This window comes from Rheinheimera sp. (assembly GCF_965283995.1).
Taxonomy (GTDB): Bacteria; Pseudomonadota; Gammaproteobacteria; order Enterobacterales; family Alteromonadaceae; genus Pararheinheimera.
This window is the reverse complement of sequence record NZ_CBDIQG010000001.1, coordinates 3,731,893-3,752,668: the sequence shown is the minus strand read 5'-3', so window position 1 is coordinate 3,752,668 and position 20,776 is coordinate 3,731,893. Positions and strand designations below refer to the sequence as shown.

General features: G+C 51.9%; 14 protein-coding genes. 5 read left to right on the top strand and 9 right to left on the bottom strand.

Features of this window, described 5'->3' with window-relative positions:
* Nucleotides 1-121 precede the first annotated feature (121 nt).
* Entirely contained in the window at nt 122-2,746 is a 2,625-nt protein-coding gene (locus ACQ66Q_RS16765) for an Ig-like domain-containing protein (RefSeq protein WP_430457845.1), read from the top strand.
* 64 nt (nt 2,747-2,810) lie between these two features.
* Here the strand turns inward: ACQ66Q_RS16765 and ACQ66Q_RS16760 are convergent, their stop codons facing one another.
* From ACQ66Q_RS16760 to ACQ66Q_RS16735, 6 genes are all read right to left on the bottom strand, one after another.
* Nucleotides 2,811-3,635, bottom strand: coding sequence for a hypothetical protein (locus tag ACQ66Q_RS16760; RefSeq protein ID WP_430457844.1), 825 nt, complete (start codon nt 3,633-3,635; stop codon nt 2,811-2,813).
* A 68-nt stretch (nt 3,636-3,703) separates the two neighbouring features.
* Nucleotides 3,704-4,525, bottom strand: coding sequence for a hypothetical protein (locus ACQ66Q_RS16755; RefSeq protein ID WP_430457843.1), 822 nt, complete (start codon nt 4,523-4,525; stop codon nt 3,704-3,706).
* Nucleotides 4,526-4,595: 70 nt separating this feature from the next.
* A complete protein-coding gene (cysW, locus tag ACQ66Q_RS16750; RefSeq protein ID WP_377239652.1) occupies nt 4,596-5,474 on the bottom strand; it encodes a sulfate ABC transporter permease subunit CysW in 879 nt (292 codons plus the stop codon).
* Entirely contained in the window at nt 5,471-6,313 is an 843-nt protein-coding gene (gene cysT, locus ACQ66Q_RS16745) for a sulfate ABC transporter permease subunit CysT (protein ID WP_430457842.1), read from the bottom strand. Before cysT ends, cysW begins: the two co-directional genes overlap by 4 nt.
* 31 nt (nt 6,314-6,344) lie before the next feature.
* Complete coding sequence (locus ACQ66Q_RS16740; protein WP_430457841.1) at nt 6,345-7,439, bottom strand: sulfate ABC transporter substrate-binding protein; 1,095 nt, start codon at nt 7,437-7,439, stop codon at nt 6,345-6,347.
* Between the two features lie 164 nt (nt 7,440-7,603).
* The gene (locus ACQ66Q_RS16735) at nt 7,604-9,073 is read right to left on the bottom strand and encodes a PepSY domain-containing protein (protein ID WP_430457840.1); all 1,470 of its coding nucleotides are present in this window, start codon (nt 9,071-9,073) and stop codon (nt 7,604-7,606) included.
* Nucleotides 9,074-9,244: 171 nt separating this feature from the next.
* Between ACQ66Q_RS16735 and ACQ66Q_RS16730 the strand changes: the two genes are divergently transcribed.
* The gene (locus ACQ66Q_RS16730) at nt 9,245-9,655 is read left to right on the top strand and encodes a GNAT family N-acetyltransferase (RefSeq protein ID WP_430457839.1); all 411 of its coding nucleotides are present in this window, start codon (nt 9,245-9,247) and stop codon (nt 9,653-9,655) included.
* Nucleotides 9,656-10,862: 1,207 nt separating this feature from the next.
* Here the strand turns inward: ACQ66Q_RS16730 and ACQ66Q_RS16725 are convergent.
* Nucleotides 10,863-11,423: a peptidylprolyl isomerase gene (locus ACQ66Q_RS16725; protein ID WP_430457838.1), complete on the bottom strand. Its 561-nt coding sequence runs from the start codon at nt 11,421-11,423 to the stop codon at nt 10,863-10,865.
* 17 nt (nt 11,424-11,440) lie between these two features.
* On the bottom strand, nt 11,441-12,928 hold the full coding sequence (locus tag ACQ66Q_RS16720; RefSeq protein ID WP_430457837.1) for an FG-GAP repeat domain-containing protein: 1,488 nt from the start codon (nt 12,926-12,928) through the stop codon (nt 11,441-11,443).
* Nucleotides 12,929-13,131: 203 nt separating this feature from the next.
* Here ACQ66Q_RS16720 and ylqF point away from each other — a divergent pair, with 203 nt between their 5' ends.
* From ylqF to ACQ66Q_RS16705, 3 genes are all read left to right on the top strand, one after another.
* The gene (gene ylqF / locus ACQ66Q_RS16715) at nt 13,132-14,067 is read left to right on the top strand and encodes a ribosome biogenesis GTPase YlqF (protein WP_430457836.1); all 936 of its coding nucleotides are present in this window, start codon (nt 13,132-13,134) and stop codon (nt 14,065-14,067) included.
* 83 nt (nt 14,068-14,150) lie between these two features.
* Nucleotides 14,151-15,830, top strand: coding sequence for an amidohydrolase (locus tag ACQ66Q_RS16710; RefSeq protein ID WP_430457835.1), 1,680 nt, complete (start codon nt 14,151-14,153; stop codon nt 15,828-15,830).
* A gap of 42 nt (nt 15,831-15,872) precedes the next feature.
* The gene (locus tag ACQ66Q_RS16705) at nt 15,873-16,622 is read left to right on the top strand and encodes a TrmH family RNA methyltransferase (RefSeq protein WP_430457834.1); all 750 of its coding nucleotides are present in this window, start codon (nt 15,873-15,875) and stop codon (nt 16,620-16,622) included.
* An 84-nt stretch (nt 16,623-16,706) separates the two neighbouring features.
* Here the strand turns inward: ACQ66Q_RS16705 and ACQ66Q_RS16700 are convergent, their stop codons facing one another.
* Nucleotides 16,707-20,588 (bottom strand): S8 family serine peptidase, encoded by a 3,882-nt coding sequence (locus ACQ66Q_RS16700; RefSeq protein WP_430457833.1) that lies wholly within the window; start codon nt 20,586-20,588, stop codon nt 16,707-16,709.
* Nucleotides 20,589-20,776 lie beyond the last annotated feature (188 nt).

Here is a 20,776-nt window from a genome sequence, read left to right as displayed (position 1 = left end):
CAAAAGTATCACCCACATTCCGTCCTACCAAGTAGCTTAAGCTGCCCTACCAGATACGGGCAGCTTATTCCATTATTCATTTAACTCAGGTTATGATGTAAATATATTTCATAAGGAGTTAATGATGTTTTATAGGATTGGGATAATTTTCTTGTTGATTACAACGTGCTTCACTCAAAATGTTGTGGCAGCCGCTAAATACAGCTATGTAAAAAAAGAAGAGATTGGTGCAACAACAGGTTCAGGAGTGATCTTCAAAGGCCGACTGTATCTACTTGGAAAGTCCGCATATTCCACCAATGGATTTTTTATAGATGTTTATAATCTTAAAGAGCCATCACAACATAAAAAGACCAAGCGTATCCAGTTAGACTCAGAAGCTCGCTTTCTGAAAGTCAGTGAAGACTTGCTGATGATAGAGCACGCCAGTCATATTACCTTGATGCGTCTTGACGATATTGGTGAAAAAGTCATTGGACGTATACCTGTCAATGCTACAGCAAGTTTTTCGTACTCGGCAGCTATTCACAAGAACAAAGTTGCTACGAGAGTCAGTGAACGGATTGCAGCATCCTTACCCGGAAAGGTAACCATAGAAGCATATACAGTTACTGATGAGCCAAAACTGAAACAGTCATTTACATATAACTCGGGCGGCGCGAATTCCACAATAGTTATGGATGACAGTTATATAATACTGAGAGACAGAACCAGCCCAGACTGCCAGTCATGCACGCAGAGTGTTATTCATACGCTAGACGACAATAATACGTTCAGTACAACAAACATAGAATCAAAATATGTAAGCCTTACTTACGTAGGTAATTCGAAATTCATCACCCGAACGACAGAGAGTATCTACAACCAAATATTGGTGGAGTTAAAGAATAATAAGATAGAAGAAAAATTCACCTTTGATGGTGGGGGAATAATTACCGTATTCAATGGAAATTTTTATCATACCGATGATTCCGAAAAAAAATTATGCCTATCACAAATTGGAATCTCAGGCCTTAACAAAGTTTCTTGCCTCAACGCTGATAATATTTCACTCCGAACAAATAGCCACGTGAGTAGTATGGGAAATGATCTTTCTTACATCGCTGACAACGCGCTGTATTACTTTGACCCAGATAATTCTAGCATCAGCTATGTAGCAGACGTGCAATCAGGTTTAGGTCAATTTGGTTGGCTAGATGGACAACTGGTTGGTTTAACAGAAAATTCCTATGTACTGTTTACGGATTCAACGAAGAAAACAACTGAGCTACTCAGGGTTATGAATACGAATTTGAACTTGCAAAATAAACACCAAAAAGCGTTTTTTAATGGCGATAAAGTTTCTCACTTCGAGTATTACTATCCAAACGTCAAAAGAAGCACTTATACATTTTCTAATGGATCTTTCACATTGACTGACAGTCATATATTAACAGAACAGGGGTCACAAGTCCCAGGCCGAATCATTTACAGTGATGATTATTACATATCAACTTTCAACACCATAAAAATTAATGGCGTCGACAAAAAACGCGGTTTCTACAATGAAATCCCGCTGAGCAAAGTAAAAACGCAGCAAAACAAAGGACTCGATAGTTTAACAATAGACCAATCAGGGACACACCTAGACAACATAATATTTATTGATCAGGATAGCAGGCTAAACTATTTTCATGCCCAAGCATCTGATGCCATTACAGCACAGCAGATCCAAAATGCTCAAAAATTTGCTACATATAACAATTTTCTTTTTGTTGCTTATAACAACAGCTTAAGAAAGTACAATTGGCAGAACAACTCATATATAGAAACTGAATCATTGACAGGGACAGGTTGCGCTCTAACCGCAAAAGTGTCTGGCTTAAGCGTTAGTGAAGACAAAGCCTTTGTTGTTATGTACGAAGCGAATACTCAGTTAAAGGCACGCCGCAATTTTCTTTGTATTTACGATTTAAGCAATTCACTAATAAAATTTGAAACTCAATTAGAAATACCAACTGCAGCCACTGGTGAAAGCCTTTTTAACATGAAAGGGAGAGATTTGTACGGTGTCATCGGCAATGACGGTCGTCTGTTCCACTATCAACAAAACTTTGCGCCAACTTTTGCAACCAATGTCACAGTGAAAGAAGACAGTAACTCATCATCACTGATCGCTTTGAACGATGCTGAAAACGATACGCTGGCGCTTCAGATCACCAAACCAGCCACTCAGGGCAATGCCAGTATTGTTGGTAATCAAATCAGCTACGCACCGAAAGCCAATTACCACGGCAATGATATCATCGGGGTCAAAGCGACAGATGCTGTCGGCAATGTGACCGAACAGGATGTAAATATCACCATCACTCCGCTGAATGACCTGCCTGTGATCGACGCTTTGCAGTTTACGGTCAGCCAAAATGAAAAATACAGCGGCCAGTTCAAAGCGACTGACGTTGACGGTGATAAGCTTAGTTTCACCGCACTGACTCAGCCCAAACTGGGACTCCTTACTCTCAATAACGATGGCAGTTTCAGCTACCAGCCCAGTCAAAGCGGGGATGACAGCTTTGAAATTAAAGTCAGCGATGGCAACGGCGGCGAGAGTAAGACCCAAGTCAGTATTAAAGTAAGTGCCAGCACATCGACCGGTGGTTCCACATCTGAACCGGCAAAAACTGAAAGTTCAGGTGGTGGCAGTACTGGCTTTTTCAGTTTGATCTTGCTGAGTGCGTTGGCCTGGCGCAGACGTCAGGTCAATTAAGCTGCGGTCAGACCGCTAAAGTAAGACAGCTTTTCAGCTGTCTTACTCGAAGAAACGCAATACTTTATTGCAAAACCGCAGCCGGAAATGTCTTCTGGAAATACGGCCGTGCCTGCTGCCATTCAGCAACAGAGAAATACTGCTGATAACTCTGGTACAGGGCTTGTTGTAATGCCGGGGTGGCCATCAGCTGATCAAAATATTGCATCAGCTGTTGGCCATGTGCGCTGCGGTTGCAGACAATAAAACCTTCGAGGATCAAAGGCTGACCCAGGATCGCAGTAGCGTGGTAAGGGGTCTGGTCTTGTTGTAACCAACGCAAATATTCAATCCGCACCACGTAATCCAGCACCGCATCCACCCGGCCTTTTTGCAGCATTTGCCATAACTTCAGGTTCACATCTTCACCGGCTACCGTGTACACCTGCTTGGCGTGGCTTTGGATCACTGCATCCAGCGCTTTACCATAACTGCGCCCGGCAGCCACGCCGATTTGGCGTTTCGGCGCGTCATCCAGCCAGGCGGCCACATCAATACCGGGCTCCAGCGTTGCTGCGCCGCTGCGGATCAAGCGGATAGATGGCGATACATTCAGCGGTTTTTCACTGAACAATAACCGCGCTTCCCGCTCCAGTGTTTTCATTTTATTGATCGCACAATATCCGCTTTGCTGCACCTGACTAAAACTGCGTTGCAGGCTAACGTGTTCAAACCGCACATCCAGCGCCTCGCCGGCATGGCGTTGCAACAGTCGCCAATGCAACATCTGCTGAGCGTATGCGGCGGCATTTTGTTCGCTGAATTCCAGCAAGATGGTCACGGTCAGCGGCGCAGCCTGTAATGGGCTCAGCCAGCACAATGCGGCGAAAAGTACCAGCCAATAACGCATATCACTCCTTGCCCTGAAGGTGCCGGCATTTAATCAGAAGGGTTTGAACAGTCTGTCATCGCATCGGCTCACAACGGTGCCGGCAACAGCTGTTGTAAATCATCTTGCAGCAATTGCCATTCATCCGCACTGAAGTATTGCTGATAACTGGCCCGCAATTGTTGCTGCAAAGCCGGTTGCTGCAGCAAAGTGTCAAAAAAGTTGATCAGCTCTTGTCCTTGCTGACTACGATTACACACCAGATAGCCGGCGATCAGTGCAGGTTCACCGCGGATCGCACTGGTCCGCAATGCCACGCTATGCTCTGCCAACACACTGCTGCGCGCACTGTAGTCAATCAACGCGTCCAGCCGGCCTTTTTGCAGCATCTGCCAAAGTTTGCTATGGGCATCTTCACCGGCAAGCTGATAAAAACGCGCACTGTGCTGCTGGATCAGTTCATCCAGCACCGGGCCATAGCTGCGCCCTGCCGCAATGCCGATTTTACTGCGCGGTGAACTAAGCAGCCAATCGGCCAGATCAACTTCTGCTGGCAATGGCTTGGAAGCCGGGTGGATCAGTTTCAGTGATGCGCCGATATTCAGCGGATAGCGGGAGAACAGCAGATGCTGCTCACGTTGTGGGGTTTTACGTTTATTCAGACTGCAAAAGCCGTCTTGTTGTACCAGATCCAGACTGCGCTGCAGGCTGACATGTTCATACTTGACGTCGAGTTGGTCACCGGCAGATGCCCGCAACAAGTCCCACTGCTGTCGTTGCAGCTGAAAGGCCTCTGCGCCTTTTTCACTGAACTCCAGTAACATGGTCACTTGCAGTGGCGTGGCCGCCAACGCCGCTGGAACCAGTAAATCTGGCAGCAGCAGACCAGCCAGCAGCAGAACAAACTTCATAACGCTTACTCACTCAGCGGATACACCAAAAATGAGTATAGCGAGCGCGCCTGACCCGGCAAGTCCGCGCTTATTCAGGCCGGCGGCACGCTTCGGCTTCGGCTAAATCCTTGGCAGCCCGCCATTCCAGACTGCTTTTCAGCACCAGCGTGAGCAGTGCTAACAACGCCAGCAGTGAAGACACGGCGAACGCAGCAGCAAACTGATATTCGTTGTATAGAATTTCAATATGCAGCGGCATCGTATTGGTCTGTTCGCGGATCTTGCCGGACACCACAGACACAGCACCAAATTCCCCCATAGCCCGCGCGTTACACAGGATCAAGCCGTACAGCAGCGCCCATTTTACTGAAGGCAAAGTCACGCGGATAAAGGTCTGCCAGCCGCTTGCGCCTAACGTCAGTGCTGCTTCTTCAGCTTCGCGGCCCTGCTGTTGCATCATCGGGATCAGCTCGCGCGCCACATAAGGAAAAGTGATAAAGATGGTCGCCAGCACAATACCCGGCACCGCGAACATCACTTGTAAATCGTGGTCGTTCAGCCACTCGCCCCACCAGCCACGCGCACCAAAAATCAGCATCAGGCTTAAGCCGGCAATGACCGGCGACACCGCAATCGGCAAATCAATCAAGGTGATCAGGAACTGCCGGCCACGGAATTGGAATTTGGCGATAGCCCAGCTTGCCGCGAGGCCGAAAATCGCATTACAGGGCACTGCAATCACGGCCGCGATCAATGTGAGCTTAATGGCATGGGCGGCCGCAGGTTCAGTCACCGCGGCAACATACACTTGCCAGCCCTTGCTGAAAGCTTCGCCAAAAACAATCACCAGCGGTAACAGCAGAAATAACGCCAGAAACCCCAGTGCAAAAGTTAATAATACAGCCCGCAGCCACAGTGGTTCTGTTGTCGCGCGTCTGGGTTGGAACTGACCTGAACCTGCACTCACCGTCCACCTCCGTGCCGCTGCTGACTCCAGTGCTGCAACGCATTAATCAATAACAACAAAATGAACGAAATCAATAACATCACTGTGCCAAGCGCGGCTGCGCCGGCATAATCAAATTCTTCCAGGCGTGACATAATCAGCAGCGGCGTGATCTCAGTGCGAAATGGCATATTACCGCTGATAAACACCACAGAACCGTATTCGCCAATGGCGCGGGCGAAAGCCAAAGCAAACCCAGTCAGCAAGGATGGGATCAGCGCCGGAAAAATCACCCGGCAAAAAATCTGCAAGCGGTTGGCGCCTAAACTGGCCGCAGCTTCTTCCAGTTCCTGTTCTAAATCTTCCAGCACCGGCTGCACGGTACGCACGACAAACGGCAGGCCGATAAACACCAGCGCCAGTGTGACACCAATCGGCGTGTAGGCGATTTTGATGCCCCACTGATAAAAGTACTGCCCAATCCAGCCATTCGGCGCATAGATGGCAGTCAGCGCAATGCCGGCCACAGCCGTCGGCAACGCAAACGGCAAATCGACCAGCGCATCGATGATTTTCTTAAACGGAAAGCTGTAACGCACCAGCACCCAGGCCACCAACAAACCAAACACCAGGTTGATCAGTGCGGCAATAAAGGAGCTGCCAAAAGTCAGCTGATAGCTGGCGATGGCGCGCTCGCTGGCGACCACTTTGACAAAACCGGCCCAGTCCAGCTCAAAGCTTTTCAGCACCAGCGCGGACAATGGCAGGAACACCAGCAGACTCAGGTAAAAGGTGGTAAAGCCCATACTGAGGCCAAAACCCGGTAAGACCGGTTTTTGCGATGATTTCTTAAATAACACAGCGGTTCCTCATGTCACAGGCAGCCAAGGCTCAGCGCGCATAAATCTGATCAAAAATACCGTCTTCGCCAAAATGCTGCTTTTGTACTAAATCCCAGCCGCCAAAATCAGCGATGGTTTTCAGCTCCAGCTGCGGCAGCGCCGGCACGCCAGGCACCGGCTGAATAGGCCGGAAATAGTGCTCAGCCGCTAACTTTTGCGCCGCTGGCGTGTATAAAAACTCTAAGTAAGCCTGCGCCAACGCAGTGGTGCCTTTGCGTTCGGTGTTTTTCTGTACCACGGCAACCGGTGGCTCGGCCAGCACCGAAATCGACGGCACCACAATTTCAAACTGATCAGCGCCCAGTTCTTTCACCGCCAGATAGGCTTCGTTTTCCCAGCTTAATAACACATCGCCAATACCGCGGCGGGCAAAGGTGCCGGTCGACGCCCGCGCACCGCTGTCGAGCACCGGCACATTGCGATATAACTTTTGTACAAAGGCTTTGGCGCCAGCTTCGGTGCCGCTGCTTTTCAGGCCATAAGCCCAGGCCGCCAGATAGTTCCAGCGCGCGCCACCGGACGTTTTCGGATTGGGCGTGATCACATCAATGTTGTCGCGCGCCAAATCATTCCAGTCATGGATTTTCAGCGGATTGCCTTTGCGCACCAAAAACACAATGGTCGAACTGTAAGGCGCGCTGTTATGCGGCAACTGCTGTTGCCAGTCTGGCGCGATCAGCTTCCCAACGCGCGCCAGTGGGTCGATGTCCGCTGCCAGCGCTAAAGTGACCACATCAGCGCGCAGGCCATCGAGCACAGCACGAGACTGGCTACCGGAGCCGCCATGCGACTGTTCGACAATCAGCTTCTGGCCGGTTTTTTCCAGCCAGACTTTGGCAAAATGTTGATTGATATCGCGGTAAAACTCGCGGGTTGGGTCATAAGACACGTTCAGCAGCCGCACTTCTTTTTGCGCTGGCTGCTGAGGGTTGGCCTGCAGCTGTGGCGCTGCAAGCAAAAACAGGGTTGGCAGCAACAACGCAGGCAACCGCAGCCAAGATCTCAGCGTTCCGCTGGCCCGCGTTGATGGCTGCAAGTGGCGCCGTTTCGCGCTAACCTGCAGGGGAAAAGTGAATAATTGCAACGGTTTACTCCGCAATCAGTACTGACCACCGGTCGCCAGGCTCCGGCAGTTTCAGATATACAGACGTCTGAACATCTCTTGATGGGAGTAAGACTAAAACAATTCGGTCAAGATAAAAAGAATCAAAAAGTGCGGAGCTATAACCAAAAGTTATGATTCAAATATTAGCGCTGCAACCGGTACTGCCAGCAGGTCCAGCCAATCAGCACCACGGCGCAAAATGCCCAGCACAGGCCCAGCTGCGTCAGTAAGGCGGTGCTGGATTGTGGCATCACCGCACTGAGCAACATCAGCAACAACGTGGCCAGCACAAAGCCGCTGGTCAGCGCGCGCAGCACAGCAAATAACCACCAGCGTTGTTTGCGGCCATAAGATTCTGCCGCCCCGCACAGCATCAGGACGGCGAGCACACCGCCGAAGGCCAGCAAGGCGCGTAACCCAGGTCCGGCGTACAGACTTTGATGCGCAGCATAACCGAGATTTCTGAGCGACCAGGGCGCACTTTGCCAATAATCAGCCTGCGGCAGCACCTGTAAATTGGCATTTAATGTTTGTTGTCTGAGCTGATAAGGCGCGGTTTGTGGCCAGGCCGGCTGTTCTGTCAACAGCCATGTCCCTGTGGTCAGATCCAGCTGCACTTTGGCCACCGGCCAGCCGGGCGTGTTCAGCAACTGCGCCAGGTCTGATGTTGCCGTGGCATGGACGCTTGCAGCCGGCAGCGGCTGTGGAAACAGAGCCTGATAATAAGCCGCACTGTGTTGTTTGATGAGGTCAGGCTGCCAGTTGCCGTATTGTGTCAGCAGCGCCGAGCCAAAAAACCACATGAACCACGGCAGGCTCAGCAGCGCACCTGTTAAATGCCAACGCAACGGGCCGCGGCCGAATAAGTGGCCAGATGGCTGTGCCCTGCCGGCTTGTCGCCAGCGCTGCCAGAGCAGATACATGCCAGAAAAAGTTAGCGCCAGCACCGCAATCGACAGCCCAATCAGCAGCGGCTGGGCGGCGCGTTTCAACAAGCCCGCCAGCTGATAATGCAGCGAGAAAAACAATTCACCGATGCTGTGCCGGCTATTGCCGGGCTTCAGCTCCAGCGGTTCACCGAGTGCGGTGAGACTGCTCTGTGCAGGATCTGTGGGAAGTTGCAGCCAGTGACGGGTCAAGGTCCAGCTACCGGGTTGTTGCAGATGCAGCGTCAGATAAGGTTTGCGCGCTGAGGCAAATTCTACATACAGCTGCGCCGCAGCAGGCGCTTGCTGTTGTTGCCACTGCAGCGCCAGTTGTAGCTGCTGCGCGGGCTGCATCTCGACCGTTTTGGCCTGCGCCAGCGCCGGCGTCAACACCAGATCCAGTTCTGCGCGATACAGCGACAAAGTGCCGCTCCAGCTCACCACCACCGCCAGCGGCAATAACACAGCGCCCGCCAGCGTATGCAGCGCCTTTTGCCGGCGCGCCAGTTGCAGCAAACCAAACGCCAGCAAAATCAGCAGCACCAGCTGCGTCAGTTGAGTCCATAACAAAGCGTCGACTACGCCCAGCGCAGGTGTCAGCCAGGACAGCAACAACGTTGCCAGTTCAGTGCAAAGCCAGTAGGCCAGCGCACCACCGAGGCTTAACCATAAAATTTTGCTGAACAATGAGAGCGTCCTTGTTGAGTTATTGCCTATATGGTGGAAATGTACGGCGACTCATGTACGGCGGCGCTTCGCTTGCCGATACCTACCCGCTAACTGCCCGTGTTTGGCTTGGCGCTGAAAACGAAATCCCGTATAACAACCGCATATTTTTCCGCGCGGATTGTCGCATCAATGCAGCTGACTGAACAACATCACCCTGAGTTTGGCGACACCGCCAAACAAAAAATCGCCGAATTCAATGCCTTACACTGGGACGCCAGCCTGCGCCAGCCACTTGGCCTCGCTATCCATGCTGACGACGGCACCTTACTCGGCGCCTTAGCCGGCCGCACTTTTGGCAACTGGTTTTATCTGGAATCGTTTTGGCTCACGTCAGAACTGCGTGGCAAAGGCCAGGGGACAGCACTGTTAAACCGCGCCGAGCAGATCGCCCGCGAACGTGGTTGCCGTTATGTGGTGCTGGATACTTTAGATTTTCAGGCGCGGCCTTTTTACGAAAAACACGGCTATCAAGTGGAGTGGACGCAGCAGGACTATCCGTTTGCCGGCGGCGCCAAATATTTTATGAGCAAGGTGCTTTAGTCTAGCTTTCTGAGTAGTTGGCACATCGTGGCAAACCCAACACCGCCACCACTGCGTTCGCCCGTTCGCGCCTCCCGCGCTCACTCTTAACCGCTCACTCCGTGGATGCCGATGCTGGGTTTGTTGGGGTTTGGGGATAGAAGCTTTGAGCGAATTACGGACATAAGAAAGGGTGTTTGTTGTACGGCGGCGCGTTGCTTGCCGTACCTACGATCGGTTCCCAAAGGTAGGTACGGTAAGCGAAGCGCCACCGTACATTTAACAATGTCAGCAATTGGCACAAAGCGACGATTCAAATGAACTCGAAACAACCGTTTGTCTGCTTTTCCTGATTTGCGGGCATTCGTTTTTTCGTTAACCTAACGCATTGCAAAGATATCCATCCGGGCCTTGTCCTCATCCAAATTAAGTGGCCGTAGAGTGAATTGTGTACGCAGAAACTATAATAACAATCTCCAGAATCATCACAGCAATTGAGCCTGCGATATCAACATACTTGTACCAATCTGGCTTTGTTGTCCATATTTTTCGAACGACATATCGATAGTTTTCTGATGCTAGAAACATCCAGCCTCTATAAAACCATGGTGTAACATAACCAGAGTCAAACATTAAATACTCCTATCAATTCATACCTCACGCATTTCGGTGAACAGACTGAAAGTTCTAGTCGAATCTTGATGCGTATAATATGGCAGTAAAGTGCTGCACTCTCTGGACACCCATCCGATTTTATAAATGCTCAGAAGTTAACATCTCCGCAACCGACGCAAAAGCTTGTCATTGCAATCGATGGGGTTCTGGACCCAAGTCTTGTTGGGGCTTTTAATGGCTATTACGAGCGAAAAGCAGTCATCGAACATTGCGGGATTGTACGGCGACGCTGCGCTTGCCGGTACCTACGATCTCAATTAGCGAGTAGGTACGTGCAAGCGAAGCGCCGCCGTACATGACGATTAAAAATCGTCCGCTATTGGCACAACACGATGATTCAAAAGAACTCGCAAAACGGCCGGTCGATTATTAAAGCAGACCCTCTGCGGCAGGGATGCCGCAGAGGAGCCTACAAGGACGTATCTACGGCGTGTCTGCTGTGTAAGCGACTGTGCCGTTTGCTGCGGATCCCTTAGACATTGAAGTTATGAAAGCTCTGGTTCGCAGTGGTGATACCGCACTGCTATCAGAGCCTTTGAATCAATAGCACCACTCAAGGCTCAATCCGAATCTGCTTAATCAAAACCGGCTGTTTCGGGCTATGGAAGGCAATAGGTTTTGCGCCCGGATTGTCGATCCATTTCTCTTCGACCGGCAGCGCGGCAAAGGCATCCAGTACTTTGTCGCCGTCGGTCAGCTGGCCGAAATTGGTGTATTTGCCGTCTAAGTGCGCGCGGCGTTCTAAACAGATAAAAAATTCGGTGCTGCCGCTATTGGGGTCTTCATCACGGGCCATGCCGAGGCTGCCGCGGATGTGGGGTAACTTGTCGGAGAACTCGGCCGGGACGCGGTACTTCTGATGGTCCGGATGATTGTCGTCATTGATGCCGGCCTGGGCGACGTGGCCTTTGACCACGCGGTAAAAGGATTTGCCGTTGTACCAGCCGGCTTTGGCCAATTCGATAAAACGCGCGGTGGTTTGCGGCGCCGCTTGCTGGTGCAACTCAAACTTCATAGTGCCGATAGTGGTTTCAATCACGGCGGTTGGCGCCGCCTGCAAAACACCAACTCCAGCCAAACCTAATAACAACACCGCACTTTTTACCAGCTTCATCCGCTTTTCCTTGTGGTTTATTGCAATAAAATAGTGATTTGATTGGTCTGGCCTTTGGCTTCCTGCGCACCAAACGGCAGCACCAGATCTTCTTTGCCATCATCGTTTAAGTCATTGACCAGCAAGTTAATGGCGCGTTTTGGCAGCTTAATATTCTGCCGCGTGCTTTTATCCGAAAACAGCTTCGCGCCAACCGGTGCGTAGCTACGCAAAGTATCGTCGTCTTCTGCTTTGACCAGCGTCGCTTTGCCGTCGGCACCTTTTAACACCGCGGTCACCGGCAGGTTAAACTGGCCACTGCCAAGCGAAATGCCCACATCCACTTCCTGACGATGCACAGGCTTAGTACCAAAACTGCCGTCGGCCTGTTGTTTGTAGAACAACCAGTCGACTGAAGCAGAGCCGGTTAACAGCGCCGACACGATTTTGCTGATGCCGATATCCGCCGCCGGCGTGTAAAAATCTAAGCGGCCGTCGGCGTCTAAATCTGCGAACTGCACGTCAAACTGCACGCCGGTGGTGTTGATTTGCTGATCAGCGGTCGTTGGGAATACCAGCTTGCCGTTGTCGTTACGGCCATAGTGGATGCGGTAGCTGTATTTCTGCTCCATCACATCAACATAATGCTGTTGTTGCACGACTAAATCGGTGACTTTATCGCCATTTAAGTCGAGTAACCGTTCCAGCCTTGTAATGGTCAGGCCTTCATAGCTGCGGCCATCACCGCCGCGCTGTTGTGCCTGCACGTCCGGTGTCAGCCCGAGCCCCAACGGCACCACAGTGGCCGTGGTGGCAAAGCTGCCGTCGGCCTGCTGCGGATAAACCCACAGACTGTCATCGACGTTAAAAACAATGTCGGTGCGACCGTCCAGCGTGAAATCGACCTGACGCGGCGTTTTCAGTAAAAAGTCCGGATCTTTCTGGAAAATCTGCATTTGTGCAGCAATTGGCAGAGAATAAGTGCGGAATGTGCCGTCTTTTTGCTGCATCAGCACCTGCAGGGCGCGAAAATCCGGCACTAGAAAGTCGGTCAGGCCGTTTTGGTCCAAATCGGCAGCGAATTCCAGCTCCAGCATCCGTTTGGCATCCGTCACCGGATAGGCAGAAGGTGCGCTGGTAAGTTGCCGCCATTTTTTACTGTCGGTCTGATAATGCCACAGTGCGTCCTGCCCCATCGCCACCAGCTGACTGCCGCTATGGCCGGCTAATGTCGCCGGCTGGAAAAATTGCACCTGCACCGGCAAGGCAATTTGTTCAGTGCTGTTGTTGGCATAGTCCACAAGGCTGAGCCAACGGAATTCATGATTGTGGCCAGATACCAACAATACCGCTTGACCAGGCAAGCGCAGCACGCTGCCGTTGGCCGGATGTGCCAGTTCGATCGTGGTCGCTTTGAGTTGCAGCGCCTGCACCGGCGTCAGCACTAACGCGCCGGCCAGACATGCGGTCAGCAGTTTGCCTGATGGGATGTGATAAACAGAAAACGAGCGCAGCGCCGGGGCCATCCTGTGGTTCCTCATCTTAGACCAATACAAAATTACAAAGCAGCATACGCTGCATCACAGTTCAAAGACCAACAAATGTGTAACAAATTCAGTCGTTAAAGCATTTTTTTCGATGAATATAGGTCGCAACCTTGCGAAAGATTTCCGGTCAGCGCCGGTTCGGGCTAAAATAACCGGCTTTGTTGTCGTTCTGGAGATGTGTGATGTCAATTAACTGGTTCCCGGGTCATATGCATAAAGCCCGCAAAGAAATTGCGGAGGTGATGCCCCAGGTTGATGTCATCATCGAGATGCTCGACGCCCGAATTCCATTTTCCAGTGAAAACCCATTGGTGCCGGAACTGCGCGGCGACACGCCTTGTATTAAAGTGCTGAATAAAGCGGACCTGGCTGATCCTGCCATCACGGCGATTTGGCAGGCGCACTTTGAGCAGGAAGCCGGCGTCAAAGCCATTCCAATCAGTCAGCAGGATCCGGCGCAGATCCGTGCTTTGCTCGACCTGTGCACCACCTTATTACCAGACCGTAACTTCGATGTACGCGGTCCACGCGCGATGATTATGGGCATTCCAAACGTCGGTAAATCAACGCTGATCAATACCTTAGCCGGCCGGATTATTGCCAAAACCGGTAACGAAGCCGGTGTCACTAAATCGCAGCAACGGATTAAACTCGACAACGGCGTGATCCTGACCGACACGCCGGGATTCCTCTGGCCCAAACTGAGTCCGGCCAGCTGTGGTTATCGCCTCGCCATCACCGGCGCGATTAAAGAAACTGCCTTTGATTACGGCGATATCGCGATGTTCGCGGCCGAATATCTGCTGGAACATTATGCCGATCAGGTGTTAAGCCGTTATCAGCTGAAAGAAAAACCGGAAAATGACCTGGCGCTGCTCGACGCCATTGGTGAGCGTCGCGGTTGTATGGTGAAAGGCGGGATCGTTGATGTGACCAAAGCCGGCGCTATCCTGATTAACGAACTGCGCGCCGGTCTGTTTGGCCCGATCACGCTGGAAACCCCTGATATGGTGACAGCCGAAGTGACCAATGCTAAGTTAGAAGAAGCCCGCAAAACCAAAGAAAAAGCGGAGCGTGATAAAGAACGGGCGCGCCGCACCAAGAAAAACCGTCGCTGACGCCCTGACCCAGGTTCGCCACATCTGCAGAATGACCCCCTTTGGTCAGCCTCCGGCTGTGGCCCACGTACACGGAGTTTGCGATGTCTTGTCTGTCCCGCCGGCAGTCCCTGCTGGCCTTGTTGATTTCCGGCTGTTTTACCTTGTCTGCGACCGCCAGCGCTGCACCAGTGCTCATTACTAATATTAAAGGCTACGGTTTTGACGATCAGCGCCAGCTGCTGTCATTCAGTGAACTGGTGTTTGATGATGCCAGTGGCAAAGTGTTGGCACGCGGCCAGGGCATCGCCAAAGACTATCCGGATGCCAGCAAAATCGATGGCATGGGCCGCACCTTGCTGCCCGGGTTGATTGACGGCCACGGCCATGTGCTGGGCCTCGGTCAGAACCTGAGTCAGGTTGATTTACGCGAAAGCAGCTCAGAAGCACAGGCCGTCACTAAAACCGCCGCTTTTGCCAAAGCCAATCCGCAAGCGCAGTGGATCTTAGGCCGCGGCTGGAATCAGGTGTTATGGCCAAGCCAGCAATTTCCCGGCAAGCAGCTGCTCGATGAAGTGATCAAAGATAAACCGGTGTGGCTGAGCCGCGTCGACGGTCATGCCGGCTGGGCCAACAGCAAAGCATTGCAACTGGCTGGTATCAGCAAAGACAGTATTGACCCGCCGGGGGGCCAAATCATCCGCGACGCCAATGGCGAGCCGACCGGCGTGCTGATTGATAACGCCATGTTATTGTTAGAGAAACAAATCCCCGCTATCAATGAAGCCGAACGCGTCAGTGCGCTGAATGCCGCATTTGCCCATCTGTTATCGCTGGGCATCACCAGCACGCATGATGCCGGTATCGACGCGGCCAATCTGGCTACTTACCAGCAATTACGTGCAGCAAAACAACTGCCGCTGCGGCTCTATCCGATGTTGTCGGCGACAGATCCGGCGCTCGAAGCATGGCTAAAAGCCGGTCCGGTGGACGACCCGCTCGACCTGCTCGATGTGCGCTCGGTGAAAATATATGGCGACGGTGCGCTCGGCAGCCGCGGCGCGGCATTGCTCGCGCCTTACAGCGACAAGCCAAAAGAAACCGGTTTGTTAGTGACACAGCCGGATAAACTGACCGCCGTGATGAAACTGACCATAGACGCCGGTTTTCAGGCCAACGTGCACGCGATTGGCGATTATGCCAACCAGCTGGCGTTAGATCGCTTTGAAAGCTTACAAACCGAAGTGCAGCGCAAAGCTGGTCGTCACCGCATTGAACATGCGCAAATCGTTGCCCCTAAAGACTTACCCCGGTTTGCGAAATTGCATGTGCTGCCATCGATGCAACCGACGCATGCGACGTCCGACAAAAACATGGCCGGAGATCGGTTAGGCGTGGCGCGGCTACGCGGTGCTTATGCCTGGCGCTCATTGGTCGATGACGGCAACCGCATTGTCGGTGGCTCAGATTATCCGGTGGAACTGGCCAATCCATTTTTCGGCATCCATGCCGCTGTAACAAGACAAGACCAGCAAAATCAACCGGCCGGTGGTTGGTTACCAGAGCAGAAACTGACGCTGGTTGAGGCCTTACGCAGTTTTAGCGTCGATGCCGCCTATGGCGCCTTCCAGGATCAGAGCATGGGCAGCCTGGCGCCAGGTATGTGGGCTGATTTTATTCTGGTCGACCGCGACATCGTCAAAGTCGCGCCGGAACAGCTGTGGCAAACTAAAGTGCTGGCGACCTATGTCGGCGGCGAACTGAAATACCAATTCCGGGAATAAATCGTCCGTGAATAAATCGTCCGTGAATAAACAAGGTCTTTTATGATTAGCCAGAAGTGGTCAAAACTGATTAAGTCACTGCATTTAAAGAAGTTTCGAAAAGCAGAACAACTGTTTTTTGTCGAAGGTGAAAAAGCAGTGCTGGAAGTGTTGGCCGCGCACTGGCCGGTCAAAGCCTTGTTTGGTACGGCAGATTTTTTTGATCGTTATCCGGAAACGGCATATGCCGCCGAAATGAGTCAGCCCTGCTCCGCCAGCTCGCTGGAGCAGGTTGGCACTTTTACCAGCAATAATGCCGCGCTCGCCGTAGTGGCTATCCCGCAATATGCACCTTTTGTGGAGACCGACGGCCACTGGACGCTGGTGCTGGATAACGTCAACGATCCGGGCAATCTCGGCACTATCATCCGCATCGCCGATTGGTATGGCATCCGGCATCTGCTGTGCTCAGCCGACACCGTCGATGCCTTTAACCCCAAAGTGATTGCCAGTGCCAAAGGCTCGTTTTTACGCGTCAAACTGCATTACGGCGATTTAACGCCGTGGTTGGAAAAGGCACAGCAACCGGTGTACGGCGCTTTTTTAAACGGCGATTCCGTGCATCAGCTGGCCTTGCCCAAAGCCGGTGGTTTTATCGTCTTGGGCAATGAAGCCAACGGTATCAGCGACAGTATTGCCGCTCACGTCAACCGTCGGGTGACGATCCCGGCCTTTGGTCAGGCTGAGAGCTTAAATGTCGGCATCGCCAGTGCAGTGATTGTGGATAATCTGGTAAGGCTTTCAGCGAAATAGCCGCTGGATGGCGGCGTTGTCCGCAATGCCAGACAAAAAAAGCGCCTAGGCGCTTTTTTTTACATTTGGAGTTTAAGCCAACAGTCAGACCACTTTACGTTGTGGCTTCACGTGCTGCCGGCGCCAGGCCAGCAGCGGTAACGCTATCAATAACACTCCTAAACCAGCACCGCCAGAACCACCCGCCCCTGAGCTGCCGGCATTCGGCGTCACCGGGTCGCTGCTGCGACTGGCATCCAGCGGATATTTATCGCTGCCATCAGCCACGCCATCGTTGTCGTCATCCGGGTCGGTGTTATTGCCGATGCCATCTTTGTCGGTGTCCGTAGTTTCTTTTAGATCCAGCGGGAAGGCGTCACTGACATCCGGCGTGCCGTCATTATCGTCATCTGGATCAGCGTTATTACCGATGCCATCTTTGTCGGTGTCCAGCCACTCTTTGGCATCTAATGGAAAGGCGTCTGCTGCATCCGGGGACCCGTCGTTGTCATCATCCGGATCTAAGCTGTTATCAATGCCATCGTTGTCGGTATCGACGCCACGGTTCGGATCATATGGAAAGGCGTCTTTGGCATCCGGCGCGCCGTCGTTATCGTTGTCTTTATCATCGCTGTTTAAAATGCCATCGCTGTCAACGTCGTTGTCGCCGCCGGCACTGGCTCCCAGGCGGAATGCCTGCGGTATTGTGTTGATCACAAAACTGCCATCCTGCAGGAACATACTGAGCCTTAAGTCCATCTGCTGTTCGCCCTGGCGCTGCGGAATGGAGATCTGATGCAGGCCGGTTTTATTACTGCTGTACAGCTGTTGCCAGCTCTCACCCGGCGCTCGTAGCTCGATACGGAATTCATTGAGTTCCAGCTGTCCGGCAACCAGTTCAATCTGTATTAGGTTCTGAATACGGCTGATAGTCTCTGCCTCGCTGGACCGGTTGAACAACCGCAGACCGCGCCAGAAAGGTGTCAGCAAGTTAGTGCTTCGTAACTCGGCTGCCACTGTGCCGTTCAGCGTCGGATTGATCAGCCCATACCCCAGATCGATTTGGACTTTGCTGCACTGTTTCTCGATGTGACTATACCATCGTGTGTCCGGCATACCCTCTGCCGGCGATAACCTGCTTTGAATGCTGGTCTGGACCTTCCTAAACTGATCCGGGCAAGTCAGCGTAACCGGATAACCAAAATATTCAGGAGCGATCAGATTTTGCCGCCTATCCATAAACATGGCGTCTTCGGATTTATAACCAATAAACTCGGGCGTACGGATCAGGGCAGTACTCCAGTAACGCAAGCTGCTGTCAAACGACAAGTCCATTTCCGCTGAACTGCTGAATTTAATCAGGTTATTGAGTAGACCACTGGTCCGGCAAATGCCCTGTTCCGGACAACGGTATCGCTCCAGTAGGCCGGCCGCCGTGCGTTGCCAGTACCCTGAGTCAAAGCTTAACGCCCCATATTTATCGGCCAATAAGCGGACCCGGTGCAGCGCAGTCTTATCAGCAATGCCAGCTGTCGCGTGATGATAAAGTCGCAAGTAACCAGATTCCGTCAAAGGCCCAACCATGTCCCAATCCAACGCCAGTCGAATCGGTTGAAACGTACTGGCCTTGTATCTGACATCAAGCCGGGATTGTTCAGTCAGATTGATGCGCCGCGTTTCTGTTGCCGTCACAGGTGAAAACTGACTATCCAGCACTAAACCCTGTACATCACCCGACAAGTCCTGCGATAAATAATTGCGGGAAATTTGTACAACAGCATTATCCGGCAGCGCATTGGTATACATTGGCTGCGGCGCAACAAAAGCGCAGTCGATGTCACAGCTGTTATATATGCCTACTGCAAACAAATTGGCTGCACCGATCCGCAATTCAGCCTGGCCTGATGTTTTAAAACGACCCGCACTAATCGACTGGTTATTCAGCGTCGGCGTATCCAGCATCAGACGATAAATTAAATCTGTATTGCGGATACTGAGTTCAGGTTTGGTCACAACATCCACATTGGTATGCAGTACCAGCCCAAATTGAAGCGGCACTCGTTGGCCTTCCGGCACTGCCGGAACTAACTGCGGCGGGATATTGTTCACGACTGCAAGCAAATGCACGGGCCCAGCACTGTTGACCCGGATTTGTTCTGTTGTACTGTGAATTATTTGTCGTGTCAGTAACCGCCACTCGGCATTAAAGACCCGCAGTTCATGAACATTGCCGTCGGTTGTTAAGGTTAAGCTGTTATATAGCTCAAATACCGCCGGCAATCGGGCTGTGATGCCATCAGTTTCAATTTGTATATCTGCATGTGCCGCACCGGTTGTGGATGAAACAGTGGTAAATTTACTGGAGTCGAGCTGATATTGCAGTGTTACGGTCTGGCTGGCACCTGGTGCAAGTTCAAACGACGCAGGCTGCAGGCTACCGGTAAAAAATGTCGGGCTGTTTGTCAATTTCAGATTTAATTGCCGCCGCTCTGTGGTAGGGTTTTTCACCACAAACTGTTTTTGTCCGGTCAGGCTGTAGCCCGGTTGATTAATCCGGCCAAACATCAGCGCATGTTGCTCCAATTCAATTTTCGCCTGCAGTGCATTCTCCAGATTCAGCTCACCGACACCATGCTCAAACACGGTTTGCTGCATAGCTTTCGAATGGTTGATCAGTTTACTACGCAGCGCCTGCAACGACTGCTGCGGGTCGACCGATAATAGAACAGCAGCACTGCCGGCGACCTGTGCTGCAGCAACAGAATAATCATAATAAGGCCCTATGTACTGATTGAGTCTGGTGGTTTCAACTCCCCAGCCTTCAGCGACCATTTCAGGTTTAAGCACCGTTGCATCAGACCCCGGGCCGCGGGCGCTGTCAGAATCGACTATCCCCTGGTAAGCACCTCCGACCGCCAATGCGCCGCGGGCAGCGGCTGGCGCCTTTATAGTGCCGCTATCCCCGACTTCAGCGACAACTAGAACTCCAGCTTTGGCGATATTGTCGACGGCATGGTTTAGTAATTGTGAATCAGAGTCAATGAATGTCCGGCTATTAAGTACCATAATATGCGCGCCGTCTTTGGTCGTAGGATCGCCATCCGGATCCATGGCCCGTTCCATACCTGCCAGCAAATTGCTGACACTGCCATAACCAAGCGAATTCAACACCCGGTACGCCAGCAAAGTTGCTTCTGGCGCATAGCCGTTAAATTCTGCTGATTTAGCCGCAATAATGCCGGCAACTGCAGTGCCATGCGCGTAGTTATTGTCGGAAATATCCATCGGATCAGCATCATTATCGACGAAATCATAACCGCTGCTGACTTTGCAATTGCTGCCCAGACAACCGCCTAACGCGAGATGGCGGTAATCGACCCCAGAGTCCAGTACGGCGACCCGGACTCCTCTCCCGGCATTGGCCGGGCGGTTGGAATTGGTGGTGGCAATAGCTGCAGCTTTGCGGACGTGGTGAACTTCAGCCAGATTGTTGTTCGCCTGCACTACACCGTCCGGCCACACCGCTTTGACCCCGGGGATTTGCGCGACCTGGCTGGCCTGCTCTGCCGTCATTTTGATCACTAACAGGTTTGATACTTGCTGCAGCCGTGCTTTCACCACCGCCTGAGGAATCCGGCTAAGCAAGGCTATTTCAACATTGAGCTGGCTGTCCCGCACCTTTAACTGTGCATTCGCCCACTGTCCCTGACTGATAGCTGTGCGCGGTATGCTCTTTGCTGCCAAACTCGCCGGTGCAACCTGCGATTGAGGCGCCTGAAGCTGCGTGAGCATATCAGGCTGCTCTAATTCAACAAGATACTGTTCTGCATGGTGCACGCTGAGCGCTGCAGAACTTTGATCTAATTGATACAAACCCGGTGCCAGCCCTCTTAGCCGCTCAGCCATGGACAGATCCGCTGCACTTACACTGAAAACAAACAGGCTGGTAAACAAAAACAGGACAACATCCAGGCGGGAGTGGTACATATCAACATCCTTTTCAGCTGCCATCTGGCAAAGACACCACAGCAACAAATTTCAACAAGAAATAACTTCCAACTTTAAAGTGCAACAATATACCGCATGAATTTCATGATAGACAGAATGAAGGTACGCATCTCAATCAACTTGAGCTACATTGCATACTGGCCATACCGGACATGAACTGAGCTCGT

Excerpts from the sequence above, each read along its gene's own strand:
- ACQ66Q_RS16765 (WP_430457845.1), top strand. The coding sequence starts at position 122 with ATGATGTTTTATAGGATTGGGATAATTTTCTTGTTGATTACAACGTGC.
- ACQ66Q_RS16760 (WP_430457844.1), bottom strand. The coding sequence starts at position 3,635 with ATGCGTTATTGGCTGGTACTTTTCGCCGCATTGTGCTGGCTGAGCCCA.
- ACQ66Q_RS16755 (WP_430457843.1), bottom strand. The coding sequence starts at position 4,525 with ATGAAGTTTGTTCTGCTGCTGGCTGGTCTGCTGCTGCCAGATTTACTG.
- ACQ66Q_RS16730 (WP_430457839.1), top strand. The coding sequence starts at position 9,245 with ATGCAGCTGACTGAACAACATCACCCTGAGTTTGGCGACACCGCCAAA.
- ACQ66Q_RS16725 (WP_430457838.1), bottom strand. The coding sequence starts at position 11,423 with ATGAAGCTGGTAAAAAGTGCGGTGTTGTTATTAGGTTTGGCTGGAGTT.
- ACQ66Q_RS16720 (WP_430457837.1), bottom strand. The coding sequence starts at position 12,928 with ATGGCCCCGGCGCTGCGCTCGTTTTCTGTTTATCACATCCCATCAGGC.
- ylqF (WP_430457836.1), top strand. The coding sequence starts at position 13,132 with ATGTCAATTAACTGGTTCCCGGGTCATATGCATAAAGCCCGCAAAGAA.
- ACQ66Q_RS16710 (WP_430457835.1), top strand. The coding sequence starts at position 14,151 with ATGTCTTGTCTGTCCCGCCGGCAGTCCCTGCTGGCCTTGTTGATTTCC.
- ACQ66Q_RS16705 (WP_430457834.1), top strand. The coding sequence starts at position 15,873 with ATGATTAGCCAGAAGTGGTCAAAACTGATTAAGTCACTGCATTTAAAG.
- ACQ66Q_RS16700 (WP_430457833.1), bottom strand. The coding sequence starts at position 20,588 with ATGTACCACTCCCGCCTGGATGTTGTCCTGTTTTTGTTTACCAGCCTG.